Source organism: Patescibacteria group bacterium (assembly GCA_018830295.1).
GTDB lineage: Bacteria > Patescibacteriota > Minisyncoccia > Portnoybacterales > UBA2143 > JAHJSM01.
In genome coordinates, this window is record JAHJSM010000001.1 from 165,086 (window position 1) to 181,151 (window position 16,066).

Sequence of the window (16,066 nt, forward strand, 5' to 3'; positions counted from 1 at the left end):
GGGGCTGCCCCCGTTGCGGGGGCAGCCCCCTTCCCCAAATCGGGGGCTGCCCCCTTTATCTAATTCTCGCTGCCCCAAACTCCCCACCCCAAAAACACCCCAAAAATAGCGCTCATTAAAGAAAAAGTTAATAGATAACTAATCATTTGACAATCAAACAAAAAACCAAACGAATTTCCAATCACAGGCGCGATTAAGGAGCCAAGAGCGAATCCAACCCCGCCTCTCCAAGTCAAAGACCATTTTTTAAGTTTGAAGAATAGGGAGTAGAGAAAACTGACAATAATGCCCATTATGAAGAAAAATAGCCAAAAGTCGCCTACTGTAATATTTGGATCTAAATTCAAAAACTTATTAAATGTCGCAGCGCTTGCAAGTGGCTCCATAAAAAAACTTGAGAGATAAATTCCAATAAGATACAAAGGATACTGGAATATCGCCGTCACAATAAATCCAATCACCAATCCCACAAAAACAACTAAAACCGACACTGCCATTTTCTTCGCGCTTTTCGAAAACCATTGCAAAGCAATTCCGCCGAATATACTTAAAGCGATAGCAAATGAGTAATGAAAAGTATATTCTATATCAGGAATTCCCATATACATCACCACCCCCCAAATCAACCCGCCTAAACCAAACCCCAACGCGACGGTCAATAAATACTTCTTTAACGATATTATGTTGTCCATAAAATTCTCCTTTCTTTTTAATTTTAACTTTTAATCGGGGACAGTCCCCATTCAAAATGGGGACTGTCCCCAAAAGATATATCCCTATCCCAATGAAATGATTTGAAATCCTTTTTCTCCCATTATATCACAAAATCGCTTGCGGAAAAATGGGAGGGTATAACAGCAACAACAACAAGGTCAGACCTTCAGAAAGAGAATTGAGGTCAGACCTTTTCAGTTTTGAAAGGTCTGACCTCAATGCTTCTTAACCCAAGGATTTTTTTTATTAAAACCCTGCAAATAATTTGATTTGACTGGAGGGGATTGTTTCAATGAGGCCTTTTTGGTCTACTAGGTTTAGACCGATGACCTCGCCCTTGATATTAACCAACGGACCGCCATTGGCTGAAGAATTTTGCTCAGTTAAATTGATTTTGAGAATTTTCGCGTAAATACTTCTAATGATGCCTAAATTAACAAAACGATTTAACCCTTCTTCTGTTAATTCGGCGCCTATTAAAATAATCCTCTGTCCTAATCGCAAGTCCTCAAAATCAACAAAAGAAACGACTGGCAAATTACTCTCGCCTATTTTAAGCAAAGCCAGATTACTTCCCACGTCTTTTTTCACGACTTCCGCCGCCAAAGAATGACTATTTCTAAAAATTAAATACCGGTCGGCTTTAGTGGAAATATTGTCAGCCGCCGTTATAATCAAGCCATCGCTCGCAATCACGAAACCCGAACCCTGACTAATTATTTTCTCCCCTTGAAGCGCCTGGACAATAACCAAGCAAGGTCCGACCTTACTCACGGCGTCTTCTATCGCCGTATTTTCAGTAATAACAATTTTTTCTGTTGGATTGATAATAGTTGTCCCATTTCCCGATTGATGAATAAATTTAATTTTAGAAAATGAAGGAATTGTGGAAAGATACGGTAAAAAAAACTGGTCAGCCAAAACGCCGCCCAGCCCTCCAATGACCAAAATTGCGAACAAATTAAAAACTTTTTTACGCATAAACAAGATTTGCCTCAAACGACTACCAATTCAATTCTATCTTGCGGCTAATACTCATATATTCCCCCTTTGAAGTAATAGTATCCGAGCCATTGTAGTCGGCAGTATATTTCGCGCGAGCGTTAAAGTCAAGACTATCCGCAACAGTTCCCCCGCCAGCAACATCGCATCCAATTCCCATTTCTTTCCTCACCTCATACAAACATCTCTCCGCGCCGGCGTCAGCGGCGTAAAGCGCGATGACTGATTGGCCTGTTTGCCCGGCTAATCTAGTCTGCTGGATTGTTAGAGTAGCTATCCCTATCACAATCGTTGAAATCATACTCAAAACCAAAACCGCCAAAACAATGGAAATCGCCCCTTTTTGAAAATTTTTTTCCACTAGTTGTCTTTTTGCCATTTATTATATCTTAGAACCGCCTTGAAGCAATGGTGCTTTGCAAATCCATTTCAAACTCTTCTTCCACCTGTCCATCTACTGTTCCTATCTTCATGACTGTCGTAACGAGCGCGCGCGCGGGAAAGGACTCTTTCGTGACATAAAATCCGCCCACCACTTCAAGATCCGAAGGACTTAAATCCTGCCAAACTCCCGCATTTACTCGCCTTTGAATTTTGTCGCTGGAAAATTGATAATCAATGCTATCTCCATTAGAATTAATAATACTTAAAGAAATCAAACCATCACCTGAAGCTGAAATAATTTCGCTCGCTCGGATTTCCTTATTCATTGTTTCTAAAATATAGCCAGCTGATTCTTGAACATTCTGCATCACAAAGACCCTTCGCTGGGTTTTAATAACAGAAATAGATATTGTTGACACGCTTAACATAATTAAACTAAAAGTAGCCATAGCCACCAATAACTCAACTAATGTAAATCCGTTCTTTTTATCTTTGTTTTTCATTATTTCCAATTCCATAACCTATCTTCCGCGGTTAGATTCCGCCAAGCGCCGCCCCTTTGCCATTTAACTTCCACAACCACCTTAACTTCATCAGAAGATATTTTCGTTAAACTAATTTTACGATAAAATTGACTATTATCGCCTGAATCATATTGATAAAGCCCGCTCACAGTATTAAATTTCAAAGGCATTTCAGAAAAAGCCAACAAATTAGGATTGTCGTATTGAACCAAATAATCGCCGCTTAAAACTGTGTCATACCAATCGCTCCAATCCGACTGCGTCCTCCTCATATATCTAACCATCTCTATCCCCTCCTGCGCCAAGCCCGAAGCGGTTAATCGCGCTTGACTCAAAGAAGCAGCCCGCAAAGAGGCCTGACTTAAATCTAAGATGCCAATCATGCCAACGGAAACAATAAAAATCGCGACAATTACGCCGATTAGAGAAAACCCAGATTTGGGGGCTGCCCCCGTTTTAGGGGGCAGCCCCCAAATAGATACTTTCATATAGTTCTACTCAACTTGAATCAACCCAGCTGTGGTAACCCGAATCGTCTTAGATAAGGAAGAATTTGTAACCTTTAACGAGATAGTCCCCGAAAGACCTGGCGTATTATTGCCGTTAATATAGGTGGTTGGCTGGGGCGGTTCAAAAAATATGCTCATTTTCCCGGCAGGCGTTGAAACCGAATCTACCTCAACGCCTTGAGGAAACAAGGAAACTTCTTCGATAATATCGTCCGATGACTGGTAAGTTGAATTATCGTTTACATCCCCGTAGATAATATAATACGAATCGCCTTCTTCAAGATAAACGCCGTAGCCGTAATAGGCGCCCGCGATGTCAAAACCGCTCAAAGCCATATTTTGCGCTTTTCTAATATCGGAAACCAATTTCTGAACGGACTGAGCCAAAATATATTTTCTTTGGCCTTGCCTGTAATTTGCTAAAGTGATGGCGGAGATTAAGCTGATAATGAACATTACTACTAATAATTCCGTCATTGAAAAACCTCTCTCTCGCCAAAAAATATTTTTCATAATTTTTACCAAGGAATAATCTCCTTCCAATCGGGCAAACTCTCTTGGACGCCAATTGTTTGGGTTTTTGAACAGGTGTATCCGTCTGAATCAGTTACCCTTAAAACAACATCCTTCTCGCCCGTCGTTGTAAATTGAATTGTCGGATCTTGCGCGCTGGAAGAACCTGGATTACCGTTTTCAAATGTCCAAGACCAAGATGATTTTGACGCCCCGCCGTAAACAACCGACTGGTCGGAAAAAAGAACATCTTCTTCCACGCTTGGCTCGGTTGGCAACCAATTGAAATTAATTGATGGATACCGATGCGGTTCGGTCGCGAAAGAAGGACCAACCACCCAGCCGGAATCATTACCCTCGCTGTCATAGACCTTTACCCGCCAATAATATGTCGTGCTGTATCCCAGTTGACCGGCCACGGGCGTTTCGGCAACTGTCACTGTTTGATTATTTGTCGTCGGACTCGGATTAGATAATCCGCCAAAGTCGCGATCTACCTCAAGAGAACTAAAATCGCTGTTGTTGTCAACTTGGAATTGAAATCTTTCTTCATCGTCGCCGCTTGGGTCATAATAATTCCAAGAAAAATAGTGAGCCGCGTTGCCGCAATATGTCGTTGAATCTCCGACAGAAACACTAAGATCAGAAACAATAGGCGACTGGACATCAATGATTACTTTGTAATTGCCGCCCGCGGCGGCATCGGCGCCGTTAAAACTAATCCAACCAACAACATCGCTACCCCAAGCCCATCCATGCCAGTCGCCATCCGCGCCAATATACGCCGGGTTGGCCTGACCATGATCAAACCTAATCCATCCGTCCCAACCGCCGCCATAAGAGAGCGCTCTAGCCCAACCATTAATATTAACATTTGATCTACCCAACTGATTTGACGGAACGGCCTTGGCAATGCAACTACTACCTGGACAAGGATCATTAGAAGGAGGAACCCCCGTATCGCTTTCGTTAAAACTAATCCAACCAATATGTTCCGACCATGCGTACCCGGAAAAATTACCATTACTCACATCTACATTAACTCCATAATTAACAGCGCTTCCGTCAGAAAGATTATTAAAACTAATCCAACCGATGTTTTCCGACCAAGCAAATCCAACAACATTGTCTTCTAATCCAGCTTGAACAATAGTAATTTTTTGACCAATACCAAAAAAAACAACAATGGCAACAATTAAAAAAATACTAATAAAAATGACTACTGATGCCAATTGTGTTTTTAAATGAAAAAATTTTAGCATAGAAATAAAACCACAAAACAGTTATCCGCTTATCACCACGATTCAATTACATTCTAACAAAAAACTTGCATCCAAACAAAAAAAAGTTATCCACAACAAAAATATTTATTAAGATTAACTTTTTTATTTAAAAAAATTATCTCTCCTTTTTTAAAATAATGTCCTTGAAAAAGAAACAATGAAGCTTTTAAAAAAAATAGTAATTAAAAGACCAAGAAACATCCAAAAAGCGAAGGAAATGTGAGTTTTTTGTTTTTGCGGAACAAATGAGAGCAAAGATGAAATAAGTATAAATACAAACATAAAAACTATTGAATTTTCAATTGAGAGAAAAAGTTTTGACCATATCGCTCGGGAATAAAAAATATAATTTATTATTAAATAAAAACTTATTACAACAAAAATAGTGATAACAATCCAAACTTTTCTTAAAAACTTTTCCAAAATTTTGCGAAAGACAATAATTAATAAAAACAAAATACCCTGCAATTCACTACTAAGCTGAACTCTAAGTTCTGTTTTGATTAATTGAAAGAATATAAAAATCATAAAATACCCAGTTCCAATCTTCAAATAATTATAATAATCTTTTTTTAATGAATTTTTTAATTTTAAAATTCTTTCTTTGAGATTTAACATTTTCCCCTTAAAAGCCATTATGTCCCTGAAAAAAAGAAAAAAATTCTGACAAATTAAAAAAAGCAAAATTGGAATAAAAGTATTGATCAACAAAGAAAGAGAGGGAAAATAAGGAAACGCCGCGTCTTGATAATACTTAAGAGGCAACAATAAAGAAAAAACAAAAAACAATTTAGCATCGCCAGCTGACCACAGATTAAAATACCAAAGAGCGTAACCAATTATTAAAGCAATAGCGCAATTAAGAAACACTTTCCCAAAATAATCCCACCTAATGGTAATAATCTGCCAAGAAGCGTCTACCGCCTCATGTTTAATGTTTGTATAGTAAAAAACCATTACTGGTTCAGCTATTAAATTCCAAATAGCTAAAACAATTAGTATCGCGACGCCATAAATCAATCCCGATACAATCCATTTATTTTTTATTTTTCCCTCTTTAAAATCTTGGTAGCTCGTAATTACACCGATTAAAAAAAGGCATGGTAAAAATAGGAAATCAAGTATCATATTAACTAATTGGGTTTAACTCTTTATCGCCATAATGCTTTATATAATCTCGCCAAATTCCTTCGCAAATATCGTAGGCCTTGCAACCATTGCATCTGTCTGTTTTAACGCGAGCCAATTGTTTTCTGGAATTTTCTACATTTAAATTTGTAAAATCAGGCGCCAAATGTTCTGTGTGAAAAGTTTTTGATTCCTGAAATTCGCTAATTTGACCTTCGTATCCCACAAAATGACAAAAAGGAACATAACGAACTGTCCAATGAGGAATTTTATTTTTTCTTCCCAATTCCAAGCATTGACGAACATAGGGGGCAATTTTAGAAATTTTCGGAACAAATCGAAAAAAATTATTATTAGCAGCTCCGTAAGTAGGATCCACAAAAATAAATTCAGAATTTTTAAATCCAAATTTTATAATTAACTGCCCAATTTTTTTTAAATACAAATAATTTTGCTTAATAATAATCGTATTGGTGCCTAACCGTTTGAGCCCCAAATCCTGAATATTTTTTATGCCTCGCGCCATTTGCTCAAAACTTCCTTTTGATTGAGTTAGTAAATCATGTAGCTTCGCGTTATGCCCATGAATGGAAAAAATCAAATCAGTTAAACCAGCTTGAACAATTCTTTTAGCAAATTTTTCATAAGCAAAAAGTCGACCGTTAGTAGCCATCACTATATTCTTAAATTTCAATTGAGAAGCAAATTTAATTAAATCAAGAATGTCAGGTCTAATGGTCGGTTCGCCCCCAATTAATTCTAAATAAGTAAAACCATTATTCCTGGCCCATGCCATTTCCTTCATAACTTGTTCGGTGGTTTTATCGACTAAATCTCTTTTATCAACATTCAAACAAAATTGGCAATTGTTGTTGCAACGATAACCAGTAATAATGACTATTTTATTAATTTTTTTACTTTTATTTTTCATAAACAGGTTGGAATTCACTATCGCCAAAAAGTTTGGAATAACTATTCCAGACACCTTCGCAATTTTGGTAGTATTTGCACTCTTGGCATCTTTTAAATTTAGTTTTATTTTTAATTCGCTCAAAATCAATACTTTCCACAATAATGTCTGGCGCGCCAACCTTGGTGTTAAAAGGGCTGGACTCAACCATTTTATCTTCGTGACCAGACAAACAGCAAAAAGGGATATTAAAAACTATTCCTTTATCTAATTCTAATTTGTCAATTAAATTAAGCGTTTTTTTTAAATAAGGCGCGACTTTTTTAATACTAATTCCCACTTCACGCCAATTCTTGGCCATTCTCCCTGTATATAGGGGGTAAATAAAGCAAAAACTTCCGATCCCCATCTGACTAAAAAAATCAACAAATTGCAAGTACTCTTTGTAATTATATTTGTTTATAACTGTATTTATCTCTATACGAACCTTTAATTCTTGTAAATTTTCGATAGTTTTTAATATATTTTTAAAAGCTCCTGGAACATTTACTAAATAATCATGTATTTTATCTTTATGGCTATGAATTGAAATTTTCACAAAATCTAAACCTGATTCGACTAAATGCTTGCAATAATCAGGATACGCGAGGGCAATGCCATTTGTTTCTATTCTAACAATATCAAATTTTAAATGTTTAGCGAAATTTATTAAGATTTGCAAATCTTTTCTTACTGTCGGCTCTCCGCCACCGATTCCTAAATACTTAAAACCATCTTTTTTAGCGTCATAAATTATTTTCAGAAGCTCTCTTGTTGAATTGTTAACATTCCTTTTTTCTGGATCAATAGAACAAAACCTACAATTCGCGTTACAGACATAACCAGGCAATAACTCAAAGAGGTCTCTATCTTCCTTTTTTAATATTTTTGTATAATTTCCAAACATAAGTTTAAACTAATTTTTTATACTGTTCGCCTTCCTCGGTTAAACTCCAAAAATATTCGCCTTTTTTAAGTTCTTTTTTAACTAAATTTCTTTTAGATAATTTTTCACCAATAAAAAAAACTTCGCTCCTGTCGCTACAGGTGGCGCACATTTTAATTTTTTTTGCCAATATCAAAACTCTTTTGCTCGAGATATTGTTTTCAGTTTTTAATATTAATATCAAACATTTTTCAAGGTCGGTTAATGGTCTGTTGCCCTCGGAAGTTTTTATTAATAATCTTGAAGTTTTTTTAGAATTAATCATTTTTTAAAAATTTTTTAAAAGCTTTAATAAAAATATCAACTTCCTCTTCTGTGTTGTAAATAAAAAAAGATAATCTCATGGAAATAGGAGAGCCAAAAAAATCATGCAAAGGCTGAGCACAATGATGGCCACAACGAACCGCGATAGCATGATCCTTTAATTCATAATTTAAGTAAAGATTAAAATCATAAAGAGATAATTTTTTGGATTTTAGATAAAACGCTATTAATGAGCTGGGCTTCTGCTGCTTATAATCGATTAAAAATTTAACTTCACTAATATTTCGCAACTGTTGTTGAGCATAATGAGTGAGGGATTCAATTTTTCTAGTAATCTTTTGATAGCCGATGTCAGACAAAAAATTAATAGCGGAATTAAGACCGGCTATTCCTGCGTAATGCTGTATGCCGGCTTCAAATCCCGATGATGATGGAAGATATTTAACATAAATATTATTACCTTTTATTTTTACTGATTGAACGGTTCCGCCACCAACATTAAAAGGGCTAAAATTTTTAAGATGGCCTTCGCGAACATATAAAACACCTATGCCCGTCGGAGCGCCAAGTTTGTGCCCTGAAAAAACAAGATAATCTATTTTATTTTCTTGAACATCTTCTTTATGCGAGGCGACATATTGCGCGTCATCAACTAAAATCTTCGCTCCTTTACTATGCGTCAAATCAGCAATTTTTTTCACTGGATAAACTAACCCTGTAACATTAGACAAATGAGTAATCGCGACTAACGCTGTTTTCTTGGTAATAATTTTATTTAATTTATCTAAATCTAAAGTTCCATCTTTGTTAGGCGATAAAATTTTAATTTTTAATCCCCTTTTCTTGCTTTGTTCATAATACGGAAGTAAATTACTATGATGCTCAAGAGTTGTCAGCACTATTTCATTTTTTTCCTTACTTATTGGCAGTGAGGCCGCGATTAAATTAATGCCTTCAGTCGTATTTTTAGTCCAAATTATGTCATCAGATAATGAAGCGTTTATAAATTGCCTTACATTTTCTTTGGTCTTCTCGACTAATTCTTGAACTTGCCAACTTAAATAATGGCTTGAACGATTACCGCCGCAAACCCCTAGGTTTTGATAATAATCATTAACTGCTTTAATTACGGACTTTGGTTTTAGCGCCGTACAGGCATTATCAAAATAAATTAATTTTTTACCATTAATTTTTTTCTTCAAAACGGGAAATTCATTTTTTATATTAATAATGTTCATTTACTTAATTGGTCTGACTTTAGTTTTTTGGCCAAAAAACTTTAAATAATCCTTTCTCACTCCACAACAATAAGACGATAAAGAACAACGCTCGCATTCTATCATTTTTATCTTTTCCCTCAAAGAATATTCTGGTTTTTCGCCACGGCTTATTTTTTGATAATCAATGTGATGCTCCTTATATTCTTCTAAATAGCAAGGGGGAATGTGGTCAATAATAAATTTTATATCAAATTTTTGGCATTTCCTAAATGCTTCCAATAAAAAAGGTCTCGCTTTTTTATAACTGATTAAAATTTCGGGATTTTCCCCAGTCGCTCCTATTATTTTTATAAAACTAAATTGGATATATTCCACTTTTGGAAAATTTTTATTAACAAAAACAACATAGTTTTTTAAGCGCTTATAATTTAAAGAATTAACAATGCAAGTTAAGCGAAAATTCGCTCTTCTTTCTTGTAGATTTTTTATTCCTATTATTTTTTTATTGAACAATCCTTTGGTTTGAGTTATTTGGTTATGCGCTGAAGAAATATGAGAAGGAAAATTTATATTAAACAAATCCACACCAGAATTAATAAGATCAATCGCTAATTTTTTATAATAACAAGTTATTCCGTTGGTCTGCAATTCAACAAATAATTTCTTATCTTTCGCTTTTCTAATTACCCAAAAAAGATCCTTCGATAAAGTCGGTTCTCCGCCACTTATAACCAAACCGCTTTTTTCTTGATTAATTATCTGCTTAAAAAATTCTTTTTCCAACTGGTCTTTTCTCCCTTTAGCCGAACAAAAAAGACAGTTTTGGTTGCATTGATTTGTGATAGAAATAATACTCATTTTGATTTATAGCTAAACGGTTTTTTTTATTATTAATTATTGTTTTTTAACAATTTTTTTATCAATTTGTCTTTATCCCAAAAAAATAGCCCGTAAATAAACATTTTTCTAAAATCTTTTGGTAAAAAATATACTTTGTCTTTATTAATTTTGACTTTTTTAAACTTTTTTAACGCTAAAAATGCATGTTTAAAACTAGGAATTAAACTCTTGCTAAAAAAAAATTTAAACTCTTTTTTGGAAACAGGCCGCCCTTTTGTAAAATGGCCTAACACATAATCTCTCATATCATCTATTAATTTACAAGGAACCCCTTGATAGACGCGGTTTGAGGCGTTAAATCCATCTTTAATTGGCGAATTATTTTGGTATCTATTAACTCCGATTATTTTTGAAACGGAAAAAGAGCCGATGCCAAACATTGAACATGGACGAGGAATATTATAATAAGGAGTTATTTGTTCTGTCTTATCTTTGGGTGAAAAATTAACACCATACCATTCGCTTAGACAAATCTTTTTAGAATCCGGATAAGTATAGTTAAATTTAATAGCTATTTGCTGTAGCAACTTTAATGTCCGGTCAATTTTTTTTTGAATTTGAAGATAAAAAGTTGCTTCATTATCTTTAAAATACTTTTTTAAATAAAAATTTGTCGGTTTCAACGGAAATAAAGAAATATTATCTGGCTTTAATTTGATAATATTTTGAAAACTCTTCCTAACTGTTTCGTGGCTATCGCCCTTAAGGCCGATCAACAAATCCACATTAACTGTAAATCCAAAAGATTGCGCGTCTAATATTGATTTTTTTACTAATTCATAAGTTTGATAGCTACGATTGGCATATTTTAACACTCTTGGGTCTAAAGATTGAACCCCAAAACTAACCCTGTCAAAACCAAACTTCTTAATAATTTGCAATTTTTTGCGAGTAGTAGTAAAAGGATTACACTCATATGTTTTTTCGCCCAAATTACTAAAATTATAATCGTTAAATAAATTAACTAAAAAATTATCTAATTGCTTTTCATTTAATATAGAGGGACTGCCTCCACCAATATAAATATTATTGAATTCCACACCCGAAAAAACATCTTTGTAAAAAGCCATCTCTTTAATAATCCGCGCGAGATAACGATTAACTGATTCCTTGTCTTTGGTTACTACCGAAGGAGTCATACAGTAACTACACTTTGATTCGCAAAATGGTATGTTAATGTAATAGCTAAGTAAATCTTTTCTTTTGCCTTTCTTAATCTCTTTAATGGCTTTTACCCACATTTTTTTAATCTCAAAAGCGTTATATGAATTAAATTTATTTAATCGAAAGAACATTGAATTGAAAAAGTATTTTGTTGCTTCTGATCTTTGATAAGATAAAAAATCAGTTAGCCTGGTTAACGCTTCTAAATGAGCGGTTGTTTTGTCTATTTTTATGGAATCTATTGGATGATGAAAGTTTCCAGTTGCTTTAATCTTTATTCCATCCAGATTTAACCATGACTTTATCTCCGGCGTTTTAATATAGTTCAGATAACTTTTGTGCATTCCTAAGCAATATTTTTTTAATTTACATTTTTGGCACTCCGCCAAATAAACAACTTCTTCGGCAGGCAATGTTCTCCAAGCATATGGCCATAAAGACGGCTCCAGTGCGCAAAGCGGAAAATGATATAAGCGAAAGTCATTAAATAATTTAAAATATTTTTTAGCTTCTTCCAGCGCGGGCTGTATCTGCGTATATGTAATCCCGACATTGTTTTTGTTGACTTCCGCTTTTCCTTCAAACTCCAAAAAAATTAAAACAATCCTATCGGCTTCAGTAAAATTATTTTTAATGAATTCAAAAAAATTTGGTATTATCGCTAAATTATGGCGATTGGCGATAATTCTTATTTCAACCTTTTGATTTACTCCTTTCTCGCGCAACAGCTTTTTTAACCCCTCTATTGTTTGGTGAAAACTGCCGGGTATCTGCGTGATGCCGTCATGAATTTCGGCATTATGGCCATGCAGAGGAATGGCAAAATCAATATTCTGATAAGACAAGCATTCTTTTCTAAAACTGTCATAGAAAAACATTCTTCCGTTGGTTAAAATCCTTATAATAACTTTTGGAAATCTTTTCCGTATGTAGTTTAGTAGTTTAAATAAATAAGGACAAATTGTTGTTTCGCCGCCAGTTAAACTTATGCTCCCAAGTGTTGTGTAGTTATTCTCTTTTAACTTTTCTTCAAAATAATTAACAACTGATTCAAAAGTAAAACAATCTTCTTGGATCATTTCTTCCGTGTTGGTGCACATTACACAGCGATTATTACACTTGTTCCAAATTGGCATTTCAATATGATTCATGATGTCTTATATGTTAACTATTAAACCCAACCATGCGCTTTGCCAAAGGCCATAATCACTAAAGCGCAAACTGGCTTATCTTTACATATTATTTCTTCCGTCGCGATATTTATTTCTTTTTTAAATTTTTCTTTTCTATATTTCATTATTTCGCTCAATGAATTTTTTATGTCTTTCTCAACTTTTTTTTTGCTATTGCCTTGAATTTCAACAACTATTCCATTCCCTGAATTACCTTCTTCTTTTATCCAACCTAAGCCAGCGCAAATGGTTTCTCCTTTATTAAGGGTTCTGGATTGAGATAAAATAACATAAACTTTCTTGCCGTAATCGTTATAAGAATAATTCGGTTTTTTATTTATAATCTTAGAGTTGTGGGGCAGAACCGACGACAAGCAAATTAAATTTAGATTAATCATACCTGCTTTTTCCAACGCTTTGCAGTAAGCGCCTTCTTCAGTGGCTCCCTCGCCGCTTCCTTGGGTTAAAAAAATTTTTATTTTTTTCATTAATTTTAATTTTAATTAAACTTTACTAATACGGCGTGATATTTATTGTTTATTTTTAATTTTTTTAAAATTTTATTTCTCTTAAAAATTGTGATTTTATCATTGCTAACCAGACAATGAGTACCCAAGAGAAACTCTTTTAATTGATTTTCCTTAAAAGAATCATTGCAACGAGGATATTTCCTATAAAGAATTACATCTTTATAATAGATGCTGGAATTATTTACAACGCCTTTGAAAAGTAACTGGATTCTTTTATGAAAAAAATCATTTGCGTCGCTGTCTTGCAGAGCATCAAACCAAATTAATAATGGAAAACGCAAATTTTTTTCAATTTCAGCGGCATAATTCGGGTTTTCCTTCCTAACAGCTTCTAATATATTTTTATTGTATTTCAACGCATTTTTACAATGGTACGAACAGGGTTGATAGAAACTTAAACTAAAGTTTAAACCATATAAAAAATTATTTAAAAGAAAATTCTTTTTCTTTTCAGTTATCCTTTTAAAAAGAATCTCTTTCTTTGTTTTTTCGTCATAATTTCCAACATCAAAATTTAAATAATTATCTATACAACACTTTGGATAGCCCAACGCTTCGGAAAAATCTCTTAATTGAGATACTGTGGCAAAATTACTATATTCTGGATCTTCCTTAGCAAATCTTTGGGCAATTTTTTTGTCTTTGGAAATATAAATATCAAAAAAAATTTCCTTATTAAAAACAGAGTTTTTTCTCTTAACTTTATTAGAAATTGCAAACAAGCCCTGATTTTGACAAAATTGATTAATCTTCTTGAGCTCGTCTAATGTACTACAACATTCCTTCGTTAATTGTTTTAAGCCATATTTAACAGCTATAAAATCTATTTTTTGCAACATTTAATTTGTAATGATATTACCGCGCTATTTTCCAAATAAGATTTAATAAATGTCTAAAGTTGTCTTTATCTTGGGATAAATTAATCCTTATATATCCGCTTTTATTAAACACTTCACCGGGCATTATTGAAATACTATATTCCTTGGCTAATATTTCAGCTAATTTAAAAGTGTTTATGCCTCTTATTCTGGGAAAACAGACGCAACCGCCTTCCAGTTCGTAATTTAAAATTATTTTTCTTTCTTTTACTAATCTGCTATTTTTTAACGCGAACCAATTATCTTTAATATTTCTTATGTAATCTTTGGTAATTTTGTTTATATTATTTATGGCCAACCCTGTTATTGTCTCACTAATTAATGGAACACAATGTGTTGTATGGTCTTTATAATCCCTTATTTTGCTTAATGTTTTTTTGTCGGCGATCATCCAGCCAACTCTGATTCCCACAATTCCGGCGCATTTAATAATAGAACCGGTGGCAAATACTCTGTCATAAAAATTTTTAACTATTCCATAACCAGAGAAAAATATTTTTTTTGAAGTATTGATTGGTAAAAATCTATAATGTTCGTCAAAAAGAATATCAACCTTATTTTTCTTTGCCGCCTCGGCAATTTCAATTATTTCTTTTTTGTTAAAAGTAAAGCCCAATGGATTGTGAGGAATGTTAAGAATTAATAAATTCGGCTTAATTTTATTTATTTTAAAAATCAATTTTTCCAATAATTCCGCTTTCCCCTTATATTGCAACGCGTCCAAAAAATGCACTTTTGCCTTTAGCGCTTGAGGGATAAGATAGAGTAAAGGAAAAGCCGGATACAAAAGAAGAACTTTTGATTTACTATTTAAAAAAATATTAAAAAAGATATACAAAGCTTCCGAGGTTCCGCTGGTTACTATTATATCATTTGGCTTTACGCTTTCGTACGCGCGCGATATTTTCTTTCTTAAATCTAAGGAACCCCAAGTAGAGTTATTTCCTAAAAAAATATTATTGAGAAATGAATTATTTATTTTAATTTTTTGTAAAAATTTGTCCAAGGTAAAATCAGGAACGCCGCTTTCAGAAAAATTATGCTTACAGGGTCCAGTTTTAATAAACCAATCTTCCATTTTAACTTTTTTTAAAATCATATTTCTTGAGTGCGGTTAAATTTTTGAATTAATTTTAAATTTCTCTTTTCTTTATTGTTGTTGCGAAAAAGAATATTACGATTAGATGATATGCTCTCATCATCCAATCCTACAAAAATTGGATATTTTTTAAGATCAACTTTATTTTTTATCTCTGATAAAATTTGCGCGATATTTTCTAAAGTTATTAATTTGTATTTTTTTCGATTGTATAAATTTTCAAGCAAGGTTCCATGGGTAATAAAAATTGGGAAAAGAGCAATTCTTCCTTTATATTTATGTTTTTCGTAAAAATTGATAACTCTTAAAATTGAATTTTTTGTTTCTTTTAAGGAATCTTCTATAGATAGCATTGGAACTCCCGCTAAGATATAAGAGCATATTGAAACGCTTATCTCTGACAGTTTCTTAACACACTCCTCGTAATCTTTCAATGCTAAATTTTTTTTTAAAATCACATTACGAACATAATTTGAATAGGACTCTAATCCGATTCCGTATTCTAACCCTATATCTCCATTTAATATTCCCTTTATTTGCCGTAATTTATCTAAATCGCAATATTCCGTCCTCCCCTCGATTAAAACACTCTTAATGTTTTTTAACTTTTTAATTTCTTCCATTAATCTTAATACTTGTTTATAATCAATTTGTTTTTCGTCTAAAATAGAGCCTGAACTTAAAATATCAATACGCCTGATTTTGTTTTGCTCTACGATTTTTTTAAGAGATTTAAATTGGGATACTATGTTATAGTTCTTAATATTTTTACAATGGACATCAAAACCACAAATAAAACATCTCTTCCCCTGAATAATTTTTCGACAAGGAGGAGTTTTAAAAACTATCATTAATCTATTTTGTGTTTTTCCGTTTATAAATATCTT

18 protein-coding genes are annotated in these 16,066 nt (G+C 33.5%); all 18 read right to left on the minus strand.

Features of this window, described 5'->3' with window-relative positions:
• Positions 1–59: 59 nt before the first annotated feature.
• A complete protein-coding gene (locus KKF19_00820; GenBank protein MBU2579504.1) occupies positions 60–692 on the minus strand; it encodes a hypothetical protein in 633 nt (210 codons plus the stop codon).
• Positions 693–960: 268 nt separating this feature from the next.
• Positions 961–1,695 carry a serine protease gene (locus KKF19_00825; GenBank protein ID MBU2579505.1) on the minus strand — a complete coding sequence of 245 codons (735 nt, stop codon included), beginning with the start codon at positions 1,693–1,695 and terminating at the stop codon, positions 961–963.
• A 22-nt stretch (positions 1,696–1,717) separates the two neighbouring features.
• Positions 1,718–2,095 carry a pilus assembly PilX N-terminal domain-containing protein gene (locus tag KKF19_00830; protein ID MBU2579506.1) on the minus strand — a complete coding sequence of 126 codons (378 nt, stop codon included), beginning with the start codon at positions 2,093–2,095 and terminating at the stop codon, positions 1,718–1,720.
• 10 nt (positions 2,096–2,105) lie between these two features.
• Complete coding sequence (locus tag KKF19_00835) at positions 2,106–2,618, minus strand: type II secretion system GspH family protein (GenBank protein ID MBU2579507.1); 513 nt, start codon at positions 2,616–2,618, stop codon at positions 2,106–2,108.
• Positions 2,603–3,112: a prepilin-type N-terminal cleavage/methylation domain-containing protein gene (locus tag KKF19_00840; protein MBU2579508.1), complete on the minus strand. Its 510-nt coding sequence runs from the start codon at positions 3,110–3,112 to the stop codon at positions 2,603–2,605. Before KKF19_00840 ends, KKF19_00835 begins: the two co-directional genes overlap by 16 nt.
• Before the next feature lie 6 nt (positions 3,113–3,118).
• On the minus strand, positions 3,119–3,646 hold the full coding sequence (locus KKF19_00845) for a prepilin-type N-terminal cleavage/methylation domain-containing protein (GenBank protein ID MBU2579509.1): 528 nt from the start codon (positions 3,644–3,646) through the stop codon (positions 3,119–3,121).
• 5 nt (positions 3,647–3,651) lie between these two features.
• Complete coding sequence (locus KKF19_00850; protein ID MBU2579510.1) at positions 3,652–4,908, minus strand: PKD domain-containing protein; 1,257 nt, start codon at positions 4,906–4,908, stop codon at positions 3,652–3,654.
• A gap of 150 nt (positions 4,909–5,058) precedes the next feature.
• Positions 5,059–6,057, minus strand: coding sequence for a prepilin peptidase (locus KKF19_00855; GenBank protein MBU2579511.1), 999 nt, complete (start codon positions 6,055–6,057; stop codon positions 5,059–5,061).
• Between the two features lies 1 nt (position 6,058).
• Positions 6,059–6,988: a radical SAM protein gene (locus tag KKF19_00860; protein MBU2579512.1), complete on the minus strand. Its 930-nt coding sequence runs from the start codon at positions 6,986–6,988 to the stop codon at positions 6,059–6,061.
• A complete protein-coding gene (locus KKF19_00865; GenBank protein ID MBU2579513.1) occupies positions 6,978–7,913 on the minus strand; it encodes a radical SAM protein in 936 nt (311 codons plus the stop codon). Before KKF19_00865 ends, KKF19_00860 begins: the two co-directional genes overlap by 11 nt.
• Before the next feature lie 4 nt (positions 7,914–7,917).
• A complete protein-coding gene (locus KKF19_00870; GenBank protein MBU2579514.1) occupies positions 7,918–8,217 on the minus strand; it encodes a hypothetical protein in 300 nt (99 codons plus the stop codon).
• Positions 8,210–9,454 (minus strand): cysteine desulfurase, encoded by a 1,245-nt coding sequence (locus KKF19_00875; GenBank protein MBU2579515.1) that lies wholly within the window; start codon positions 9,452–9,454, stop codon positions 8,210–8,212. Before KKF19_00875 ends, KKF19_00870 begins: the two co-directional genes overlap by 8 nt.
• Positions 9,455–10,294, minus strand: a complete 840-nt coding sequence (locus KKF19_00880; protein ID MBU2579516.1) for a radical SAM protein — start codon at positions 10,292–10,294, stop codon at positions 9,455–9,457.
• A 32-nt stretch (positions 10,295–10,326) separates the two neighbouring features.
• Positions 10,327–12,651 carry a radical SAM protein gene (locus tag KKF19_00885; protein MBU2579517.1) on the minus strand — a complete coding sequence of 775 codons (2,325 nt, stop codon included), beginning with the start codon at positions 12,649–12,651 and terminating at the stop codon, positions 10,327–10,329.
• Between the two features lie 20 nt (positions 12,652–12,671).
• Positions 12,672–13,160 (minus strand): pyruvoyl-dependent arginine decarboxylase, encoded by a 489-nt coding sequence (locus KKF19_00890; GenBank protein MBU2579518.1) that lies wholly within the window; start codon positions 13,158–13,160, stop codon positions 12,672–12,674.
• A gap of 11 nt (positions 13,161–13,171) precedes the next feature.
• Positions 13,172–14,041, minus strand: coding sequence for a DUF483 domain-containing protein (locus KKF19_00895; GenBank protein MBU2579519.1), 870 nt, complete (start codon positions 14,039–14,041; stop codon positions 13,172–13,174).
• Between the two features lie 16 nt (positions 14,042–14,057).
• Positions 14,058–15,179: a pyridoxal phosphate-dependent aminotransferase gene (locus KKF19_00900; protein MBU2579520.1), complete on the minus strand. Its 1,122-nt coding sequence runs from the start codon at positions 15,177–15,179 to the stop codon at positions 14,058–14,060.
• Positions 15,176–16,030, minus strand: a complete 855-nt coding sequence (locus KKF19_00905) for a hypothetical protein (GenBank protein MBU2579521.1) — start codon at positions 16,028–16,030, stop codon at positions 15,176–15,178. Before KKF19_00905 ends, KKF19_00900 begins: the two co-directional genes overlap by 4 nt.
• Positions 16,031–16,066 lie beyond the last annotated feature (36 nt).

Bases quoted from the DNA above. Each gene is read 5' to 3' on its own strand.
- KKF19_00885 (MBU2579517.1), bottom strand. From the start codon at position 12,651: ATGAATCATATTGAAATGCCAATTTGGAACAAGTGTAATAATCGCTGT.
- KKF19_00880 (MBU2579516.1), bottom strand. From the start codon at position 10,294: ATGAGTATTATTTCTATCACAAATCAATGCAACCAAAACTGTCTTTTT.
- KKF19_00900 (MBU2579520.1), bottom strand. From the start codon at position 15,179: ATGATTTTAAAAAAAGTTAAAATGGAAGATTGGTTTATTAAAACTGGA.
- KKF19_00895 (MBU2579519.1), bottom strand. From the start codon at position 14,041: ATGTTGCAAAAAATAGATTTTATAGCTGTTAAATATGGCTTAAAACAA.
- KKF19_00855 (MBU2579511.1), bottom strand. From the start codon at position 6,057: ATGATACTTGATTTCCTATTTTTACCATGCCTTTTTTTAATCGGTGTA.
- KKF19_00835 (MBU2579507.1), bottom strand. From the start codon at position 2,618: ATGGAATTGGAAATAATGAAAAACAAAGATAAAAAGAACGGATTTACA.
- KKF19_00850 (MBU2579510.1), bottom strand. From the start codon at position 4,908: ATGCTAAAATTTTTTCATTTAAAAACACAATTGGCATCAGTAGTCATT.
- KKF19_00830 (MBU2579506.1), bottom strand. From the start codon at position 2,095: ATGGCAAAAAGACAACTAGTGGAAAAAAATTTTCAAAAAGGGGCGATT.
- KKF19_00840 (MBU2579508.1), bottom strand. From the start codon at position 3,112: ATGAAAGTATCTATTTGGGGGCTGCCCCCTAAAACGGGGGCAGCCCCC.
- KKF19_00865 (MBU2579513.1), bottom strand. From the start codon at position 7,913: ATGTTTGGAAATTATACAAAAATATTAAAAAAGGAAGATAGAGACCTC.
- KKF19_00845 (MBU2579509.1), bottom strand. From the start codon at position 3,646: ATGAAAAATATTTTTTGGCGAGAGAGAGGTTTTTCAATGACGGAATTA.
- KKF19_00860 (MBU2579512.1), bottom strand. From the start codon at position 6,988: ATGAAAAATAAAAGTAAAAAAATTAATAAAATAGTCATTATTACTGGT.
- KKF19_00825 (MBU2579505.1), bottom strand. From the start codon at position 1,695: ATGCGTAAAAAAGTTTTTAATTTGTTCGCAATTTTGGTCATTGGAGGG.
- KKF19_00905 (MBU2579521.1), bottom strand. From the start codon at position 16,030: ATGATAGTTTTTAAAACTCCTCCTTGTCGAAAAATTATTCAGGGGAAG.
- KKF19_00870 (MBU2579514.1), bottom strand. From the start codon at position 8,217: ATGATTAATTCTAAAAAAACTTCAAGATTATTAATAAAAACTTCCGAG.
- KKF19_00875 (MBU2579515.1), bottom strand. From the start codon at position 9,454: ATGAACATTATTAATATAAAAAATGAATTTCCCGTTTTGAAGAAAAAA.
- KKF19_00890 (MBU2579518.1), bottom strand. From the start codon at position 13,160: ATGAAAAAAATAAAAATTTTTTTAACCCAAGGAAGCGGCGAGGGAGCC.
- KKF19_00820 (MBU2579504.1), bottom strand. From the start codon at position 692: ATGGACAACATAATATCGTTAAAGAAGTATTTATTGACCGTCGCGTTG.